This is a genomic window from Streptomyces spiralis, from assembly GCF_014654675.1.
Classification (GTDB): Bacteria; Actinomycetota; Actinomycetes; order Streptomycetales; family Streptomycetaceae; genus Streptomyces; species Streptomyces spiralis.
Window position 1 is genome coordinate 40,687 of the sequence record NZ_BNBC01000024.1, and the last position, 18,903, is coordinate 59,589.

General features: G+C 71.2%; 16 protein-coding genes and 1 pseudogene. 7 read left to right on the forward strand and 10 right to left on the reverse strand.

Annotation, left to right across the window (positions count from 1 at the left end):
• Window positions 1-7: 7 nt before the first annotated feature.
• From IE318_RS23885 to IE318_RS23895, 3 genes are all read right to left on the reverse strand, one after another.
• Window positions 8-1,906 carry a phosphatidylglycerol lysyltransferase domain-containing protein gene (locus IE318_RS23885; protein WP_189903549.1) on the reverse strand — a complete coding sequence of 633 codons (1,899 nt, stop codon included), beginning with the start codon at window positions 1,904-1,906 and terminating at the stop codon, window positions 8-10.
• 188 nt (window positions 1,907-2,094) lie between these two features.
• Window positions 2,095-2,379: a hypothetical protein gene (locus tag IE318_RS45155; protein ID WP_229903720.1), complete on the reverse strand. Its 285-nt coding sequence runs from the start codon at window positions 2,377-2,379 to the stop codon at window positions 2,095-2,097.
• A 257-nt stretch (window positions 2,380-2,636) separates the two neighbouring features.
• Window positions 2,637-3,530 carry a LysR family transcriptional regulator gene (locus IE318_RS23895; RefSeq protein ID WP_189903661.1) on the reverse strand — a complete coding sequence of 298 codons (894 nt, stop codon included), beginning with the start codon at window positions 3,528-3,530 and terminating at the stop codon, window positions 2,637-2,639.
• Between the two features lie 79 nt (window positions 3,531-3,609).
• Between IE318_RS23895 and IE318_RS23900 the strand changes: the two genes are divergently transcribed.
• The gene (locus tag IE318_RS23900) at window positions 3,610-4,575 is read left to right on the forward strand and encodes an EamA family transporter (protein WP_189903551.1); all 966 of its coding nucleotides are present in this window, start codon (window positions 3,610-3,612) and stop codon (window positions 4,573-4,575) included.
• Window positions 4,576-4,611: 36 nt separating this feature from the next.
• Here the strand turns inward: IE318_RS23900 and IE318_RS23905 are convergent, their stop codons facing one another.
• The 7 genes and pseudogenes from IE318_RS23905 to IE318_RS23930 all read right to left on the reverse strand — a co-directional run bounded on the left by IE318_RS23905 (window position 4,612) and on the right by IE318_RS23930 (window position 11,293).
• A complete protein-coding gene (locus tag IE318_RS23905; protein WP_229903721.1) occupies window positions 4,612-5,322 on the reverse strand; it encodes a hypothetical protein in 711 nt (236 codons plus the stop codon).
• Window positions 5,319-6,131, reverse strand: a complete 813-nt coding sequence (locus IE318_RS23910; RefSeq protein ID WP_189903553.1) for an alpha/beta fold hydrolase — start codon at window positions 6,129-6,131, stop codon at window positions 5,319-5,321. The genes IE318_RS23905 and IE318_RS23910 overlap by 4 nt, the downstream gene beginning before the upstream one ends.
• Before the next feature lie 344 nt (window positions 6,132-6,475).
• Window positions 6,476-8,065 (reverse strand): MFS transporter, encoded by a 1,590-nt coding sequence (locus tag IE318_RS23915; RefSeq protein ID WP_189903554.1) that lies wholly within the window; start codon window positions 8,063-8,065, stop codon window positions 6,476-6,478.
• A gap of 15 nt (window positions 8,066-8,080) precedes the next feature.
• Window positions 8,081-9,493: an alpha/beta hydrolase gene (locus IE318_RS23920; RefSeq protein WP_189903556.1), complete on the reverse strand. Its 1,413-nt coding sequence runs from the start codon at window positions 9,491-9,493 to the stop codon at window positions 8,081-8,083.
• Window positions 9,494-9,649: 156 nt separating this feature from the next.
• Window positions 9,650-10,471 (reverse strand): PaaX family transcriptional regulator, encoded by an 822-nt coding sequence (locus IE318_RS23925; protein WP_189903558.1) that lies wholly within the window; start codon window positions 10,469-10,471, stop codon window positions 9,650-9,652.
• Window positions 10,472-10,574: 103 nt separating this feature from the next.
• Window positions 10,575-10,783 (reverse strand): annotated as a pseudogene (locus IE318_RS45160) (MarR family winged helix-turn-helix transcriptional regulator); the annotation flags it as partial.
• Between the two features lie 72 nt (window positions 10,784-10,855).
• The gene (locus IE318_RS23930) at window positions 10,856-11,293 is read right to left on the reverse strand and encodes a hypothetical protein (protein WP_010353923.1); all 438 of its coding nucleotides are present in this window, start codon (window positions 11,291-11,293) and stop codon (window positions 10,856-10,858) included.
• A 607-nt stretch (window positions 11,294-11,900) separates the two neighbouring features.
• Here IE318_RS23930 and hemL point away from each other — a divergent pair.
• From hemL to resB, 6 genes are all read left to right on the forward strand, one after another.
• Window positions 11,901-13,217: a glutamate-1-semialdehyde 2,1-aminomutase gene (gene hemL, locus IE318_RS23935; protein ID WP_189903560.1), complete on the forward strand. Its 1,317-nt coding sequence runs from the start codon at window positions 11,901-11,903 to the stop codon at window positions 13,215-13,217.
• Window positions 13,214-13,915 (forward strand): histidine phosphatase family protein, encoded by a 702-nt coding sequence (locus IE318_RS23940; RefSeq protein ID WP_030174242.1) that lies wholly within the window; start codon window positions 13,214-13,216, stop codon window positions 13,913-13,915. The genes hemL and IE318_RS23940 overlap by 4 nt, the downstream gene beginning before the upstream one ends.
• 189 nt (window positions 13,916-14,104) lie before the next feature.
• Complete coding sequence (locus IE318_RS23945; protein WP_189903562.1) at window positions 14,105-15,454, forward strand: polysaccharide deacetylase family protein; 1,350 nt, start codon at window positions 14,105-14,107, stop codon at window positions 15,452-15,454.
• Window positions 15,455-15,520: 66 nt separating this feature from the next.
• On the forward strand, window positions 15,521-16,186 hold the full coding sequence (locus tag IE318_RS23950; protein WP_189903564.1) for a TlpA family protein disulfide reductase: 666 nt from the start codon (window positions 15,521-15,523) through the stop codon (window positions 16,184-16,186).
• A gap of 6 nt (window positions 16,187-16,192) precedes the next feature.
• Window positions 16,193-16,954, forward strand: coding sequence for a cytochrome c biogenesis CcdA family protein (locus IE318_RS23955; protein ID WP_189903566.1), 762 nt, complete (start codon window positions 16,193-16,195; stop codon window positions 16,952-16,954).
• A gap of 3 nt (window positions 16,955-16,957) precedes the next feature.
• Window positions 16,958-18,763, forward strand: coding sequence for a cytochrome c biogenesis protein ResB (resB, locus tag IE318_RS23960; protein WP_189903568.1), 1,806 nt, complete (start codon window positions 16,958-16,960; stop codon window positions 18,761-18,763).
• Window positions 18,764-18,903 lie beyond the last annotated feature (140 nt).

Sequence of the window (18,903 nt, forward strand, 5' to 3'; positions counted from 1 at the left end):
GCGGCCCTCAGGAGGCCGAGCCGACCTTGGTGTCGGTGTCCTTGGTCTCCTTGACGCCCTGGGCGTCCTTGGTGCCCTTGGCGCCGGTCGCCGGGCGGGACTCCCGGCGGCGGGTGAACGCCGGCAGCGCGGGCGGGGTGAGGAAGCCCTCGGCGCGGGCGCTGGCGATACCGATGCGCGGCAGGTCGGCGCTCTTGGCGAACAGCAGGAAGCGCGGCTCCCAGACCGGCCGGTACTTGGCGTTGGCGCGGTACAGGGACTCGATCTGCCACCAGCGGGAGAAGAAGGTGAGCACCGAGCGCCACAGCCGCAGCACCGGCCCGGCACCGAGCCGCGCCCCGCGCTCGAAGACCGACCGGAACATCGCGAAGTTCAGCGAGACCCGCCGTACGCCGATCTCTCCGGCACGCAGCAGCAGTTCGACGATCATGAACTCCATCAGGCCGTTCTCGCAGGCGCGGTCACGGCGCATCAGGTCCAGGGAGAGCCCCTGCTCGCCCCACGGCACGAAGCTGAGCAGCGCGCGCGGCTCGTCCTCGGCGTCCCGGCACTCCAGCATCACGCAGCGGCCGTCGGCTCGGTCGCCGAGCCGCCCGAGCGCCATCGAGAAGCCGCGTTCGGTGGCGCCGTCGCGCCAGCGGTCGGCGCGGTCGACGAGCAGGGCCATCTCGTCGTCGGAAATGTCCTCGTGGCGGCGGATGCGCACGGTGTAGCCGGCCCGGCGGACCCGGTTGTGGGCCTGCCGCACGACCCGCATGGCCCGTCCGTCGAGGCTGAAGTCGGCGACGTCGACGATGGCCTCGTCGCCCAGTTCGAGGGCGTCCAGGCCGTGCCGGGCGTAGATCGTGCCGGCCTCCTCGCTGGCGCCCATGACGGCGGGCGTCCAGGCGTGCCGGCGGGCCTCGGCCAGCCAGGCGTCGATGGCGCCCGGCCAGGCCTCGGGGTCCCCGATGGGGTCGCCGGAGGCGAGGCTGACGCCGCCCACGACACGGTAGGTGACGGCGGCCTTGCCGGTCGGGGAGAAGATCGCGGCCTTGTCGCGGCGGAGCGCGAAGTAGCCGAGGGAGTCGCGTTCGCCGTGCCGGTCGAGCAGTTCGCGCAGCCGCTTCTCGTCCTCCCCGGTGAGCAGGGCACGGCCGCGGGGGGAGCGGAAGCAGGCGTACAGGACGAGGAGGAAGGTCGCCGCCGTCAGCGCGTTGATGGTGATGTCGATCAGGCGGGGCGCGTGCACCTCCGGGACGCGGTCGGCGAGCGGGCCGACGCTGATGCCGCGCAGCAGGACGTAGACGATCTTCTTGCCGAGGGACGCGCCGCCCTGCGCCTTGTTGGTGGCGTCGACCAGCCAGGTGCCGACGGCACCGGTGACGAGGAGGCCGGCGGCGCCGACGGCGAGGGCGAGCCGGGGGTTGGAGCGGTCGCCGATGGCGTTGAACTCGCGCCGGCCGATCACCAGCGCGGCCACGAACAGGCCGGTGAGCGTGGCGGAGAGCCAGTTGAAGAGGTGGTCCTGGAAGCGGTCCTGGGTGAGGGCGAGGACGTAGAGCGCGAAGAGCGGGCCGGCGAGCAGCAGGTTGAACACCCAGGCCGCCCGCTTCCGGCGCCGCATCACCATGGCGAGGAACAGCGCCAGCGCGGCGGAGACCAGGCCGGCGGTGGCCAGGTACGGCGTGAAGAACTCGCCCCCGTTGTGCTCGTGGACCTCCTCGCGGAAGGGCAGCGAGAGCACCGCGACGATGTTGAGGACGGCGAGCAGCCGCAGGTACCAGACGGTGGCCGCGGCGGCCCGCTCCCGCAGCCGGGGGCCCGGCCGCAGGCCGGTCCGGGGGCCGGGGGAGGGGTCCTCGCAGCGGCGGGAGTCGCGCTGCGGGGAGAGCGGGGGGACGACGACCGATTTCTGTACGGGCATGGGTGACACGTCACCTCGGAGGAGACCACCGGAACCGGCGGAAACGGGACGGGAGCGGACAGCGGACGGGCCGCAGGGGACAGCGGGGACAGCGGGGACAGTGGAGAGACAGTGAGCGGACAGCGGACGGACAGCCAGGGGACGGCTCCACTGTTCCGGTAAAAGGTAAGGAGCGGGGGTACGGGCCCTTACCCGCCGGAGACGGGGGCGGGACCGCTGTCGGCGGAGGTGGGGTTGCCCTCGGAGATCTGGGACCCGCCGCCGTCGGTGCTTCCGTCGTCGTGCGCCTCGCGTCTGCGGGACGCCGTCAGCAGCCACGCCAGGTTGCCCGCCGCCGCGCCGGCCGCCACCGTGGCCGCGATCACCCCGGCCGTGGCGAAACCGTCGTCGAACAGATGCGGCCGCTGGTCGAGGCTGTGCAGCCCGAAGCCGCACAGCTGGTACACGCCGACGGCCGCGATGGTGAGACTCACCACGAGCACGGCGACGGTCGGCCGGAGCCCGCCCTCCGTCTTCTCACCTGGCGACGGGACCGGTCCCGAACAATGCGCTTCCTGCATGGATCCCCCGTGGACGGTTGGACGGCGAGCCGGACCCTACAGTATGTAGTGCCCCACCGTCGGGCGAAACCGGCCGCCGCCACTCGGACATGCGTTCAGGCCGACCCGCGCACGCTCGCTCTTGTCCACGCCTTCGAGGAAGGCGACCTGCCGCGACGCCCGGGGGCGCGTCACGCAGACGGCGGCCTGACCCCGAGCACGTCGAGCATCGCCCGGGTCGCCGGGCTGGGATTGAACCGGCTCCACGCCAGATACTCGGCGCGGTGCGGTCCGTCGGTCACCGGAACCAGTGCCAGTCGGGGGTCGTCGGCGGCCAGCGGGCGGATGAACGCCGACGGCAGCAGCGCGACACCGAGCCCGCGCGCGATCAGCCGGGTGATCAGCTCGACGACACCGGTCTCGTAGGCGACCTCGCGGGCCAGGCCCGCGGCGGCGAACGCCTGGTCGGACTGGGCCCGGGCGGGTGTCCCGGCCACGAAGTCCACGAACGGCTCCTCGGCGATCTCCCGCAGCGTGAGCCGGGAGGCGCCCGCGAGCCGGTGCCCGGCCGGCACCACCAGGACGTGCCGGTCGTGATCGAGGACGACGCTCTCCACACCGGAAGGCCGTTCGCCCTCCGGCAGCCCGAGGAAGGCGATGTCCAGGTCGCCGCCCCGGATCGCCGTCACCAGTTCGTCGCTGCGTCCGGAGCGGAGCAGGACGTGGACGTCCGGATGCCGGGCGCGGTACCGCTGGAGCAGCTCGGGTACGTCGACGGCGGCCGTGGTCATGATCACGCCGACGGCGAGCCGGCCGCGCACCACGCCGGCCGCGGCGGCGGCATCGGCGGCCGCGCGATCGGCGGCGGCCAGGCACTCCCGCGCACCGGCGAGGAACGCCGCCCCCGCGCTGGTCAGCTCGACGCGGCGGCTGGACCGGGCGAACAGCCGGACCCCGAGCTCCCGTTCCAGCCCGGCGATCCGGTGGCTGAGCGACGACTGCACCACGCAGCAGCGCTCCGCGGCACGGGTGAAGTTACGGGTTTCGGCGACGGCGACGACGTACCGCATCTGCTGGAGATCCACGGCATCCATCGTCGTCCTTCATTGCTGCCATGACAAGCATGCTTTGCATTCATGATGGGCGCGGCCGAGACTTCCTCACATGCATGGCCTGACCGAGCGATCACCGGCCCCGACAAGGGCGTCGTACGCACCGCGGGTGGCGATGGGGACCGTCGCACTGACCGCACTCGCCCCTGCCTCCTGGGGCACCACGTACGCCGTGACCACCGAACTGCTGCCGCCCGGGCATCCGCTGTTCGCCGGGCTGATGCGCGCCCTGCCCGCCGGGCTGCTCGCCCTGGCGGTCACCCGGGTGCTCCCGCGCGGGGACTGGTGGTGGAAGGCCGCCGTCCTCGGCGTGCTCAACATCGGAGCCTTCTTCCCACTGCTGTTCCTGGCGGCGGAACGGCTCCCCGGCGGAGTCGCCGCCACCCTCGGCGCCACCCAGCCGCTGCTGGTGGCCGGGCTGGCCATCGCGGTGCTCCGCGAGCGGCCGACGGCCTGGCGATGGATCTCGGGTGTGGTCGGCGTGGCCGGCGTCGGACTCGTCGTGCTCGGTCCCACGGCCCACCTGGACGCCGTCGGGGTGCTCGCCGCCCTCGGCGGTACGGCCACCATGGCCGGCGGCGTCGTCCTCACCAAGCGCTGGGGCCGCCCCGAGGGGGTCGGTCCCCTCACCCTGACCGGCTGGCAACTGACGGCGGGCGGCCTGCTGCTGCTCCCGCTCACCCTCGCGATCGAGGGCGTGCCGCAGCGGATCGACGCCGGTGCGATCGGCGGCTACCTGTGGCTCGGCAGCATGGGCGGGTTGATCGCGTACACGCTCTGGTTCCGCGGCATCGGAAGGCTGCCGGTCGGCGCGTCCGCACCGCTGGTGCTGCTGTCCCCGCTGGTCGCGACCGTGGTCGGCATCGCGCTGGGCGAGTCGCTGAGCCTGTCGCAGACCACCGGTTTCGTCCTCGCCCTGGCGGCCCTGCTCGCCGCGCAGCTCAACCCCCACCGGCTGCAGCGAATACATGACCTGTACCGGAGCACATGCGCGAAATATGTGGACGAATTCGGCTGAATCCATATGGCCGGTGGTATTCCGGGCAGAGCGTGGTCACTGCGGCAGAGCGGCGGACGGTGCTCCCTCGGACGCCCTGGTGCCTTCGGGTAGAGGAACCACGGTTCCTTCCCGGTCGGGACGGATGATGACTTCGCTGCCCAACGGGACGAATCCGGCGGCGAGGAAGCTTCGCAAGGAGCGCGCGTTGCCCGGGGAAACAGCGGCGAAGACCGGCTGCCCCTGCGGGACGAGTGCGAGGGCGTCGATCAGCAGGCTGCGTCCGCGCCCTTGCTCCCGGCCCTCGGGACGATGCAGTTCGATACCGAGTTCCAGGCGTCCGGCGAGGCCCTGGGCGAGGGTGATCAGGCCGCGTTCGTCGCCGTACACCCGGACTTCGCGGCGGAGTTCTCGCGCGTGCAGGACGCGCGGATGCTCCTCCTGTCCACGCAGCTGTTGAAGTCGCGGCGGGCCGCCGGTCCCACGCGCTGCCAGCGTGACGTCGATGACGCCGATCCATCCTCGGGCACCTGCGAGATGGCGCAGGAAGTCCGGCGTGAGAGAACCGCCGAAACCGTCAGGGCCGGCATGGCGGACGCACTGGGCGGGCAGCGAGGTGGCGACCACCGCGTGCCCGGTGAAGGCGACCGAGCACTCCAGCCCGCCGGGCAGCGCCGGCATCACGGTGACCTGGCCGTCCACCGGCGGGAATCGCCCCTCGCAGGCTTCCAGAAAGCAGCCGAGAAGAGGGTGGGGACCACCGTTCACCGGGAAGCCACCTGCTGGGCGAGGAAGTCGAGCAGAACGGTGTTGAACTGCTCGGGTCGCTCGGCGCCAGGCAGATGCCCGGCTTTGTCGATGACCCTCAGCACCGCATGCGGAACGTGGCGCTGGATCTCCTGGGCCTCGCCGAGCGGCGTGTAGACGTCGTCGGCTCCGACGACGATCAGGACGGGGGCGTCGACACCTGTCAGGGTGGGCCGGTAGTCCGGCCGTTCCGCGCGGCCGCGCAGTGCGGCGGCGGCTCCGCGTGGATCGGTGGAACGCATCATGCCCAGCACCTGCTCGGCGACTTCGGGCAGTGCGGTGACGTTGTACGCGGCGAGCATCTTGTCGATGACGTCGCGGGCGTACCCGTCCATGCCCTCGGCCAGCAGGCGGTCGGCCAGCCGATTGCGGAAGGCCTTGCCCTCCTCGGTCTCCGCCGGCGCCGACGTGTCGGACAGGACCAGCGCCCGCACGCGCTGACCGTACTGGCGCTGGAACTCCATGGTGATCTGCCCGCCCATCGACACCCCGCCGATCACGGCCTGCTCGATGCCCAGATGGTCCAGGAGCGCAGCGATGTCATCGGCGAAGTCGGACAGGTACACCGTGCCCGCGGTCACGTCGCTCTCGCCGTAGCCGCGCAGATCGGGCGTGATCACCCGATAGCCCGCGTCCGTCAACGCGGTGACCTGGGGAGCCCACAGCGAGCGGTTGAAAGGGTGACCATGGACCAGGACGACGGCAACCCCATGCGAAGGACCGACATCGTCGTAGTGGAGTGCGGCGCCACGAACCGTTATCCGGGTCATGGGCTTGCACTGTAACTTCGTGGTCACCCGGCCAACAGAGCGATCTTGGATGGTGGGACAACCCGAGGCGGGGATCGGAGCGCAATCACTGCGGGTGGCACCCCAGCCCCAGGCGAAACCCATATGCCCTCAACGTGCCCTGGCCGCCTGGCGCACCGGGGCTCGCCGGGCCGAGCATCGGTCGCTCGGCCCGGCGAGCCCCGGTGCCAAGTGGTCCGGCGCGGAGTTGAGAATTCCGACCCGCACACGCCTCGCGGATGCCGGTGCTGGAAACGGCACGCACCGAGGAGCCGTTCGGCGGGCCCCGGGACACCAAGCGGCCCCGGAGGCTCGCCGCGTGCACCTCACCCCGTGGTCAGGACGGTCCGCTCCGTACCGTCGTCCGCCGGCGCCCCGTTCTCCTGTGTCGTACGCCCCCGCAGCGCCGTCACGACCAGCAGTGCCGAGAACAGGGCGGCCGAGCCGCACACCACGAATCCGATGGCGTAGCCGTGACCGAGGGCGTCGAGGGCGTAGGTGCGGGCCGCACCCGGCGGGGAGGTGGCGGGGACGGAGTTCAGGGCGAGGGGACCGCCCTCCTTCAGCACCTCGTGCGCCGCCGCCTTCGACTCGGCGTTCAGGGACGGCGAGGTGGCCAGTGACGAAGTCACCCGGGATGCTGCCTGGCTCAGCGCGACCGCGCCGATGACCGCGGGCCCGAGGGTGAAGCCGAAGTCGCGCAGCAGGTTGGTCGCCGCGCTCGCCATGCCGGCCAGTGGTAGCGGCACGGTGTTGACGGCGGTCGCGGTGATGGACGACACCGTGAAGGCGAAGCCGATGCCGACCAGGCCGAGCGGCAGGATCAGCGCGGTGAGGTCGCGGTCGCCGACGTCGAGCCCGGCGGCCAGAAAGTCGCCCGCGGCGATCGACGCCAGACCGGCGGTCAGGAGCGCCCGCACGGGCAGGCGGTGCAGGAGCCGGGAGGTCAGCGGGGTGAGGACCGGAGTGATGCCGTTGAGCAGCAGGAACGCGAAGGCGGTGCGCATCGGGCTCTGGTGCTGGATCGGGCCGAGCCGGATGCTCGCCGCGTAGGCCGTGCCCAGGAAGCTGAACATGCCCACGACCGCCACGGCCGACGCGATCGCAAAGGAGCGGTTGCGGAACAGGTCCAGGCGCAGGAGGGGAGAGCGGGCCCGGCTCTCGGCGGCCACGAACAGGCCGACGAACACCGCGGCGATCACGAAAGCCGCGACCACCGGGGTCGAGCCCCAGCCGTCCGTCGGCCCTTGGATGACGGCGTACAGCAGGGCGAACAGACCGACGCAGATGGTGATCTGGCCGCCGAAGTCGAGTGAACGCCCTTCCGGCGACCGTGAGTTGGTCGCGAGCCATAGGCTCACCAGGGCGCTGAGCGCGGCCAGTACGGCCACCACCACGAACGCCGACCGCCATGAGCCGTAGGTGCCGGTGATGCCGCCGAGCAGCGGGGCGAGAAAGCCGCCCGCCGACAGGCTGGAGGCCCATACGGCGATGGCGCGGGCGCGCTGCGGACCGGCGTGCGTGCCGGCCGCGATCATGGCGAGGGACGTGGGGAAGAGAGCGGCGGCGCCGAGGCCGGCCAGCGCCTGCCCCGCCCAGAGCTGATGGATGCCGGAGGCGCTCGCCGCGACGATCTCGCCCGCGCACAGCAGTCCGGCACCGCCGACGAGGAGCTGTTTGCGGCCGAAGAGGTCTCCGAGCACGCCGAAGGAGAGTTCGAGGACGGCGACGGGCAGCAGGAACGCGTCGGAGATCCAGGTGAGTTGGGAGCCGACGGGGTGGAGGTGTTCCTGGAACAGGCCGTTCAGCGTGGCCGGGATGGCGAGCCCGATCTGGGCGAGGCAGACGGCGAGACAGCCGGCGACGAGCGTGCCGAGGGGGAGAGAACCTCGCGGTGCGGCGGATGCGTCGGACATGAGAGGGTCCCAACGTCAGGGGTGGGTGGGGTGCGCCGGGCGGTCACTGCCGACCGTCAGACGTGCCGGGCGGTAGGGGACGTACGCCGCCCCGTCCGGACCCAGTGCGGTGGCGGACCGCTGGAGCGCGGCGGGGGTCGCCGCGTCGTCCCAGCGGCCGGTGGTGACGCGGTGTTCGAGCGCGTGCAGGGCGGCCACGGTCTCCGCGGTGGTGAAGGCGCAGTGGCCCTGCCGCTCGACATAGGCCTGCCGCAGCAGCGCGCTGTCCCCGGCCGTGCGCACGCGGTCGCCGAACCGTCGTTCCTGTTCGACCGGGACCAGGTTGTCGGCGGTGGTGTGCACGTCCAGCAGCGGTACGCCGAGGCCCTGCCCGGCGGACGAGCTGCGCTGCGCGGCCCGGACCGCGGCGGGGTCCGCGCTGATCGAGGCGCCCCGGGTCAGGGAGCTCAGGTCGGCGCGCAGGTCGAGCCCGGCCGCCCGGTAGAGCGCGCGGACCTGCGGGGCGTGGGCGGATCCGGCGAGCAGGCGGGCGTAGTCCACGCCCCGGTTCCAGGAGTTGTTGCCGCCGACGGACTGTTCGACGGCGTACCGGCCGCCCTCGACGAAGGACAGGATGCCCTGTGCGAACCACGCGTACTGCTGCTCCTCCTGGCCTGCCCAGTCGGTGGGGGCGGGCCGGTCCTGTCCGGGCGCCCAGGCGGGCAGGTTGAGGAAGGCGGCGGCCAGTGCGATGCGGGCGCGGCCCTGTGGGGTTGTCTGGGCGGCGGTGACGGCGTCGGTGAGCTTCTCGGCGGTGGTGGACGCGTCGTCGGCGGTGCCGAAGCGGACCAGGCCGACGTCCTGCCCGGGCAGCAGTAGCCGGGCGATGGTGTACTCGGCGTCGAGTTGGTAGTTGTCCAGGTCGGTGCCGCCCGCGACCAGTCCGCACAGGCCGAGTGCGCCGTCGACGCGGCCGGCGCCGTCGCGGGCGATCTGCGCGTTGACGAGCCCGCCCATGGACTGACCGACGGCCAGGGTGCGCGTCGGTGTGCCGATCTTCGTGGTGACGGCGCCGAGCGTGGCGAACTGGTCGCGTTCGGCGCTGTTCAGGGCCCACATCGAGCCATGGGGGTCGTACGACGACCCGGCCATCGCGTAGCCCTCGGCGAGCAGCTCGGTGCGTACGGCGTCGGAGGGGGCGTCCTCGGCGACGGTGGGGCCGAAGCCGTGGCTGAACAGCAGCAGGGTGCCGTTCCAGCGGGCCGGGACGTCCGCGATCCAGGTGGCGCCGTCGGAGAGGGTGCCGGTGAGGTGGGCGGCGTCCGCCGTGTCTGCCTGGGCGGCCGACGCGGGGAGGGTGGTGAGGGCCGCGGACGCCAGCGTGGCCCAGGCGGCCAGGGCGATGCGCAGACGGATGCGGGGAGTTCGAGGACGTGTGCCGGCGGGCATGGAGGTGGCTCCTTGAGGGCGGGTGGGGAGCGGAGACCTGGCAGATGCTCAGTGCACTGAACGAAGGTGTGGAGGAATGTAGGGCTGCTTTCTTGCGGCCGTCAATAGAATGCACAAAATCGCGGCTGACAGGACCTGCGGGAGGCGCGACAGGCGTTACGCCGCCGGAATCGTCTCGATCACCCGCCGCGCCGCGTCCCGGGCAGGCGCTTCCAGCAGGGCGTGAAGCGTGCGGAACGTCTTCTCCGCCGCGGCCGCCGGCCAGTCCGCGGGCAGGTGCCGTACGGGCAACCGGGGATCGGCGCGGATGACCTGGAGCCACTCGGCGGTCAGCCGGAGGCGCAGCGCGAGGGCGTCCTCGGCGACCAGGTCCCCGCGACCCGACGCGTACGGCCGCCAGGTCGCCTCGAAGTCCCGGTAGTGGGCGGCCAGTTCGGGCAGGTCCCAGGTGTCGTCGATCATCTCGGCGATGTCCATGCCGGCGTCCGCATGGGCCCGGAAGACCTTCACATGTGCTTTGAGGCCCAGTTCGGCGACGATCCCGGAGACGTCGACCTCGCCCGGCGCGATCCACAGCCCGCTGAACAGCGCACCGAAGCCCGCCCAGGTCAATTGGGAGCGCAGATCGTGCCGCTGGCGCTGCCACGACTCCGGGAGCGAGAAGCCGAGCAGCGTCCAGGTGCCGTCCCAGTCCCGGTTGACCGCACCCGTCTTCCAGATGCGCCGCTCGCCGTCGCGCAGGATCGCCTCGGAGCGGCCGGTGAGGCCGACGTAGGTCCGCCGGCCCTGGCGCCGACGGCTCAGCAGGCCCCGGCCGACCATGCGGGTGAGCGTGGACCGGGTGGCCTGCTCTCCGACTCCGGCGCGCCGGAACACCTCGATGACGCTGCCCGTGTACACGCACACCCCGCGGCCCAGCACCTCGTCACCGAGGAAGCTGAGCAGAAGGGACTGGGGGCGGGGGACTGGACCGGTCACGCGGACACCCTACGAGGGACGCGTCCGCCATGACACGCGCGTGCGGCAGTCGCTCGGACGCGGGGTCTGCGGCCATGGGCGTGATGCACGACGGCCGAGGCGGTCAGGCAATTCGGTTCTCCGTGGCGCGCAGCAGGAGGGTGTGCAGCGATCCCGCTCGGCGGGAGCGAGCCGGGTGAGCAGTTCGTCTGTCACCCGCTGACCCGCCTGGTCCGTGCCGCGCAGAACCGCCCGACCGTCCTCGGTGAGGACGACGATGCGACTTCGGCGGTCCTCCGGGGCGGGGCGGCGCTCGGCGAAGCCCGGCTTCTCACCTCAAGTCCCGGGTCCGCCACCGCTACGGTGAGGCCCGAAGACCCCGCCCAAACCCCACGAAACCCCAGCTCAGGGCCACACCAGGCAGTACGGCTGGTGCCCCGCCTCGTGCAGCCGGTGCGAGAAGTCCTGCCATTCGTGGAGCAGCTGGTACACGTTGAACGCGTCTCTCGGGCCGCCGCGGTCGGGGACCGTGGACCAGATGAAGGCGGCCGCGCCGACCGCTTCCTCGCCGATGTCGCGGAGGGGGTCGACGACGGTCATGGGGAGCTTGACGACGGCGTAGTCGGGGTGCAGGACGACCAGTTCGAGCGGCGGCACCTTGTGCAGGGGGACGCCCTCGATGCCGGTCAGTACCATCGCGGCCATGGTCTCCGGCTTGATCTTGGTGAACATGCCGTTCATGCCGAGCTCGTCACCGCCGAGTTCCTCGGGGCGCATCGAGATCGGGACGCGGGCCGCGGTCGCACCGTCCGGCGCGCCGAAGTACTTGTACGTCACCCCCACCCGACCACCATTCCTGCTCCCCGCCCGAAGGCTGTCGACCCGGCGGTCCGTCCGGTCGTCGATCCGCCGGTCCGGTCGCTCGGGCTCACTCGGTGCACCCTGTGCCTGACGTGCTTCGGCCGCCTGCTCCGCGGCGCGCCGGTGCCTTCCCCGCCGGGCACGTCGAGGACCCAGGTCATCAGTCCCCTCGCCCAGTCCGCCACCGCGATGCATATCTCCACCCGACTGCTTTTCTAGGACGCGTGGCCCCCGCCGCGCAACCCGATCATCGTGTCAGTGACCTCCCCCACGGCCGCACGCCGAAACGTGCGCCGAAACATCTGCCCGCGGGAGCTCCGAGGATCCTCGCGGCCCTCGACACGACCTTCGTCCTGTCCATACGTACGAGGAGCCCAGTTTCTCAGATGGGCGGGGGCGAATCCGCTTCTTCGGGCGCGTGGATCTTCCGCGGACTCCGTCCCGGCGTGTCGGCCGGCACCACCACCGCCCGGTGCTCCGCCCCCGCTGGCCTACCCTGAACAGGTCACTGCCCACCGGATTCCGCGAAAACCCCGTGTGAAACCCCGTGAACCCCGAGAAACCCGAGAAATCGGAGAAGCCGCAGGCCATGAGCGAACTGCCATATCCATACGAAGCCCCCGCCTCGCAGGCGCTGTTCGATCGTGCGGCGGCCGTCACGCCCGGCGGCGTGAACTCGCCGGTGCGTGCCTTCCGCGCCGTGGGCGGTACGCCCCGGTTCATGGTGTCCGGCAGCGGGCCGTATCTGAAGGACGCCGACGGGCGGGAGTACGTCGACCTCGTCTGCTCCTGGGGGCCGATGATCCTCGGGCACGGACGGCCCGAGGTGATCGCCGCCGTGCAGGAGGCGGTCGCGCGCGGTACGTCCTTCGGCACGCCCGGTGAGGGCGAGGTCGCGCTCGCCGAGGAGATGGTGGGCAGGGTCGGACCGCTGGAGCAGGTCAGGCTCGTCTCCAGCGGGACCGAGGCCACAATGTCCGCGATCCGGCTCGCCCGCGGCTTCACTCGGCGGACCAAGGTGATCAAGTTCGCCGGGTGCTATCACGGGCACGTCGACTCGCTGCTCGCCGCGGCCGGGTCCGGGGTCGCCACCTTCGCGCTGCCCGACACGCCGGGTGTCACCGGCGCCCAGGCCGGCGACACGATCGTGCTGCCGTACAACGACCTCGACGCGGTGCGCGCGGCCTTCGCCGCCCACCCGGGCGAGATCGCCTGTGTGATCACCGAGGCCTCGCCCGGCAACATGGGCGTCGTGCCGCCGCTGCCCGGGTTCAACCAGGGGCTGAAGGACCTGTGCCGCGAGAACGGCGCGCTGTACATCTCCGACGAGGTCATGACCGGGTTCCGTACCAGCCGCGCCGGCTGGTACGGCGTCGACGGGGTCGAGCCCGACCTGATGACCTTCGGAAAGGTGATGGGCGGCGGATTCCCCGCCGCCGCCTTCGGCGGGCGTGCTGACGTCATGGCGCACCTCGCGCCCGCCGGGCCCGTCTACCAGGCCGGCACCCTGTCGGGGAACCCGGTCGCCACCGCCGCCGGCCTGGCCCAGCTGCGCCTGCTCGACGAGGCCGCGTACGCCAAGGTGAACGCCGTCTCGCAGCAGATCCAGGCCATGGTGTCCGAGGCGCTGACCAAGGAGGGTGTGGCGCACACCCTGCAGAACGCCTCCAACATGTTCTCGGTGTTCTTCACCGACCGCCCGGTGCGCGACTACGAGGACGCCAAGGCCCAGGAGTCGTACCGCTTCACCGCCTTCTTCCACGCGATGCTGGCGAACGGCGTCTACCTGCCGCCCTCGTCCTTCGAGTCCTGGTTCGTCTCCACCGCGCACGACGAGCAGGCACTGCAGCGGATCGCCGACGCCCTTCCGGCGGCGGCCCGGGCGGCGGCGGAGGCGACGGCATGAGCGAGACGCCGGAGAAGAACGGCAAGGACGACATCACCGTCGTCCACCTCATGCGCCACGGCGAGGTGGAGAACCCGACCGGGGTCCTGTACGGGCGGCTGCCCGGCTACCACCTCTCCGACCTCGGGCGGCAGATGGCCGAGCGGGTCGCCGAGCACCTCGCCCCCCGCGATGTGACGTACGTCGTCGCCTCCCCGCTGGAGCGGGCGCAGGAGACGGCCACGCCGATCGCCAAGGCGCACGGGCTCGACCTCGCCACCGACGAGCGGCTGATCGAGGCGGCGAACGTCTTCCAGGGCAAGACCTTCGGGATCGGCGACGGCGCGCTGCGCCGGCCGGCGAACTGGAAGCACGTGGTCAACCCGTTCAAGCCGTCCTGGGGAGAGCCGTACGTCGACCAGGTCGTGCGGATGATGGGCGCGCTGAACGCGGCCAAGGACGCCGCGCGCGGCCATGAGGCGGTGGTCGTCAGCCACCAGCTGCCGATCTGGATCGTGCGCTCCTACGTCGAGCGGCGGCGGCTGTGGCACGACCCGCGCAAGCGGCAGTGCACGCTGGCCTCGCTGACGACGTTCACGTACCAGGGCGACCGGATCGTCTCCGTGGGCTACACCGAGCCCGCCCGCGACCTGGTGCCCGCTCATCTCCTCGCGGGCGCCAAGCCGGTGAAGGGGCAGGGGAAGGCCTTCGGGGCGTAGACCCGGCGGTCCGCCCTGGCGAGCCGGAGGGAAGTGCACGGAGCGTAAGGACGCGGTAAGGGTTCCGTCACATAAGGACAATTTCCCAATATTTGTTGTGAAATTCATATCGTTCCCGCGCAACCACCGTGTCCGTCACGCCCTCTGAGTGGGTGACCACATCAGAGGACGGGACGGATCGGGGAACTCATGCGCACCTTCTCCCGGAGGGGAATACTCGGCCTCGGCGCGGGCACCGCGGCCGCCGCCGGACTGGCGGGCTGCGGCAGCCTCAAGTCCTCGGACGGCTCGGGTCACGCCGGCGGTTCCGGGTCGGGCGCGGGTTCGCACGGGGACAAGGGCCACGGGGGTGGGAGCACGGAGCCCCCGGCCCGTCCGATCGGTGACGGTTCGACGTCGTTCACCGGCAAGCAGCCCCATCAGCCCGCCAGGCCCGAGCCGCTGGAGCCGGGTCAGACCCCGCCGCAGTTCGTCATCTTCTCCTGGGACGGGGCGGGCGAGGTCGGCAACGGCCTGTTCCCGCGCTTCCTGGACCTCGCCAAGCAGCACGGCGCCCATATGACCTTCTTCCTCTCCGGGCTGTATCTGCTGCCGGAGAGCAAGAAGCGGATGTACGACCCGCCGAACAATCCGCGCGGCGCCTCCGCCATCGGCTACCTGAACGACGACCACGTCAAGGCCACCCTCGCCAACGTCCGCCGCGCCTGGCTGGAGGGCCACGAGATCGGCACCCACTTCAACGGGCACTTCTGCGGCGAGACCCACGGCTCGGTCAAGTGGTGGACCCCACAGCAGTGGAAGAGCGAGATCGACCAGGCCAAGTCCTTCGTCAAGCAGTGGCGGACCAACACGGGCTGGCACGACCTGCCCTCCCTGCCCTTCGACTACGACAAGGAGCTCGTCGGCGGCCGCACCCCCTGTCTGCTCGGCCAGGACAACCTGCTGCCCACCGCCCGCGAGCTCGGCTGGCGCTACGACGCCTCCTCGCCCGGCGGCCGTCAGGTGTGGCCGGTCAAGCGGCTCGGGATCTGGGACCTGCCGTTGCAGCAGATACCTTTCCCCGGCCGCAGGTTCGAGGTCCTCTCCATGGACTACAACATGCTCGCCAACCAGTCGGTGAACTCCACCAAGGCCCCGCCCTCCAACTACCCCGGCTGGCGCCAGCAGTCCGCCCAGTCCTACATCCAGGGCTTCCAGCGGGCATACGAGACAAACCGGGCACCGTTCTTCATAGGCAACCACTTCGAGCAGTGGAACGGCGGGATCTACATGGACTCCGTCGAAGAGGCCTTCAAGCACATCGCGCGCGAGAAGGAGAAGGGCGCCGACGTCCGGCTGGTCTCCTTCCGGCAGTTCGTCGACTGGATGGACGTACAGAAGCCGGAGGTGCTCGCCAAGCTGCGTACCCTGGACGTCGGGCAGCGGCCGGCCGGCGGCTGGAAGGAGTTCCTGAAGGACACCGGGGCCTCCACGACGTCCGGGACGTCCGGGACCTCCGGGACGTCAGGGGCCGCGAAGGGCACCGCGAACGCTGCCTGAAATGCGGTTTTCCGCCCGCGAGGGGGGCGCGCAAGATCCCCGGAACAGGCATGCGAAACTTTTCACATGAGTGTCGTCAGCCGCGCCCCCCAGTGCTCGAACCGGGCGAACCGTACGTCCGCACCGCACCGCACGCGCACGACCCGCGTCCGCGGGCGCACCACCCTCCTCGCGGCCGGGACCGCCGCCCTGGCACTCGCCCTGTCCGCGTGCGGCTCCGGGGGCACCTCCGGCGGCTCCGGCAACACCAACTTCATCACCGGCTCCGACGGCATCGCGACCGTGAAGAAGGGCGACCGCAAGCCCGCCCCCGATCTGTCCGGCCAGACCATCGACGGCAAGCAGCTCGACATCGCCTCCTACAAGGGCAAGGTCGTCGTCCTCAACGTCTGGGGCTCATGGTGCGCGCCCTGCCGGGCCGAGGCGCCCAACCTGGTGAAGGTCGCCAAGGACACCGCCGGCAAGGGCGTGCAGTTCGTCGGCATCAACACCCGCGACACCAGCACCCAGCCCGCCCTCGCCTTCGAGAAGCGCTACGGGGTGCCGTTCCCGAGCCTGTACGACCCGAGCGGCAAGCTCATGCTCCGCTTCAAGAAGGGCACGCTGAACCCGCAGCTCATCCCGACCACGATCGTCGTCGACCGGGACGGGAAGATCGCGGCCCGCGCCCTTCAGGCGCTCAGCGAGGAGAAGCTGCGCAAGATGCTCGACCCGGTCGTCGCGGAGAAGTGAGCCGCCGTGCTACTGGCCGCAGCCACTGACCCCAACCAGACGGTGTTCAGCGGAGCTCTGTTGCTCGCGCTGCCCATCGCCGTGCTCGGCGGGCTCGTCTCCTTCTTCTCCCCGTGCGTCCTGCCGCTCGTCCCCGGTTACCTGTCGTACGTGACGGGCGTCACCGGCACCGACCTGGCCGAGGCCCGGCGCGGACGGATGGCCACCGGCGCCGCCCTCTTCGTTCTCGGCTTCACCGTCGTGTTCGTCTCCGGAGGCGCGCTGTTCGGGTTCTTCGGGCAGACCCTTCAGGACTACAAGGGCACCCTGTCCAAGGTGCTGGGCGTGCTCATGATCCTCATGGGCCTGTTCTTCATGGGGATGCTGCCCTGGCTGACCCAGCGTGAGTTCCGCCTGCACAAGCGCCCGGCCGCCGGGCTGGTGGGCGCGCCCGTGCTCGGCGCGCTGTTCGGGGTCGGCTGGACCCCGTGCATCGGCCCGACCCTCGCCTCGGTCGTGGCCCTCTCCTCCAACCAGGCCAGCGCCGGACGCGGTGCCCTGCTGACCGTCGCCTACTGCGCCGGGCTCGGCATCCCGTTCGTGCTCACCGCGATCGCCTTCCGCAAGGCCCTCGGCGCCTTCGGCTGGGTCAAGCGCCACTATGTCTGGGTGATGCGCATCGGCGGGACGATGATGATCGTGACCGGTGTGCTGCTGCTCACCGGCGCCTGGGACCGGCTGGTGCAGGAGATGCAGACCTGGTCCACCGGCTTCACTGTGGGGATCTGATCCATGAGCAAGACGACCACCGGCACCACCGCCGACGAGACCCCCGCCGCCGGGCACCCCGGGGCCGCCGACGACGACCTGGGCGCGGCCGGCTCACAGCTGTCCACCGCGCCCACGGAGACCGCGGTCCCCGGCTCCTTCGGCGGCAACCGCGCCCCGGGCCTGGCCGGCCGGCTCGCCTGGACCGGGCGGGAGATCATCGGCTGGGTGCGCTGGTTCTGGCGGCAGCTGACCTCCATGCGGGTCGCGCTGCTGCTGCTGTTCCTGCTCTCACTGGGCGCCATCCCGGGCTCGCTGATCCCGCAGAACGGCAGCGACGCGCTGAAGGTCGAGACCTTCAGGCAGGCGCACAAGACGCTCGCGCCGATCTACGACAAGCTCGGCCTGTTCCACGTCTACAGCTCGGTGTGGTTCTCCGCGATCTACATCCTGCTGTTCGTCTCGCTCATCGGCTGCATCGTGCCGCGCACCTGGCAGTTCACCGGCCAGCTGCGCAGCCGCCCGCCGGGTGCGCCGAGGCGGCTGACCCGGCTGCCCGCGTACGCCACCTGGCGCACCGCCGCCACGCCCGAGGAGGTCCGCGAGGCCGCGCTGACGGTCCTGAAGCAGCGGCGCTTCCGCGCACACGTCGAAGGTGACGCGGTCGCCGCCGAGAAGGGCTATCTGCGCGAGGCCGGCAACCTGGTCTTCCACATCGCGCTGATCGTGATGCTGATCGCCTTCGCCTGGGGCCAGCTGTTCAAGACCGAGGGCAACAAGCTGGTCGTCGAGGGCGACGGCTTCACCAACACCCTCACCCAGTACGACGACTTCAAGTCGGGCAACCTCTTCAACGACGACGACCTGGCGCCGTTCAGCTTCAACCTGAAGAACTTCACCGCCACCTACGAGCGCAACGGCCCCAACAAGGGCACCGCGCGCACCTTCCAGGCCGCGATCGATTACAGCGTGGGCGCCGACGGCAAGGCCCGGCACGACGTCATCAAGGTCAACCACCCGCTGGAGATCGGCGACGCCAAGGTCTACCTGGTCAGCCACGGCTACGCTCCCACCGTCACCGTCCGCGACGGCAAGGGCGACGTCGTCTACCACCAGGCCGTACCGCTGCTGCCGCTGGACTCCAACGAGACCTCGCAGGGCGCGATCAAGGTCATGGACGGCTACACCGACCCGCAGGGCAAGAGCGAACAGCTCGGCTTCGCCGCGTTCTTCGTGCCCACCTTCGCGGGCGCCGGCCAGGGCTCGATGTTCTCCCAGTTCCCCGGCCTGGACTTCCCGGTCCTCGCGCTGGGGGCCTACCACGGCGACCTGGGCGTGGACGCGGGCGTCCCGCAGAACGTCTACCAGCTGGACACCAAGAACCCGAACCTGAAGCCCTTCAAGGACGCCAAGGGCAACATCTTCAAGGGCCGACTGCTGCCCGGCGAGACCATGAAGCTGCCGAACGGCGCCGGGTCCGTCACCTTCGACAAGGACATCAAGGAGTGGGCCGGCTTCCAGATCGTCCAGCAGCCCGGCAACGGCTGGGCGCTGACCGGCGCCGTCGCCGCCATCGTCGGCCTGGCCGGCTCGCTGTTCATCCAGCGCCGCCGTGTCTGGGTCCGCGCGGTGCGGGGCGCCGACGGCGCGACGGTCGTCGAGATGGCGGGCCTGGGCCGCAGCGAGTCCGCGAAGCTCCCCGAGGAGATCGGCGACCTGGCCGCCCTCGTTCACGACAAGGCACCGACACAGACCGACACGGCCCCGGAGCCGGACGGCGAGTCCGGCTCCGACGCCCGCGCCGTAGCCGAAGGGGCTGAGAACAATTGAATCCTCCCCCTCGCGGAACGAGGGAGATTCCTGGCTCACGCCGCCTGGAGGGCCGGCGGCCCGTCAGGTCTTCCGCGATCAGCACCAGCCGGGTTGAAACCAGCCCGGGTGGAATAGTCCCAGTGGTTCGCGACACCAGG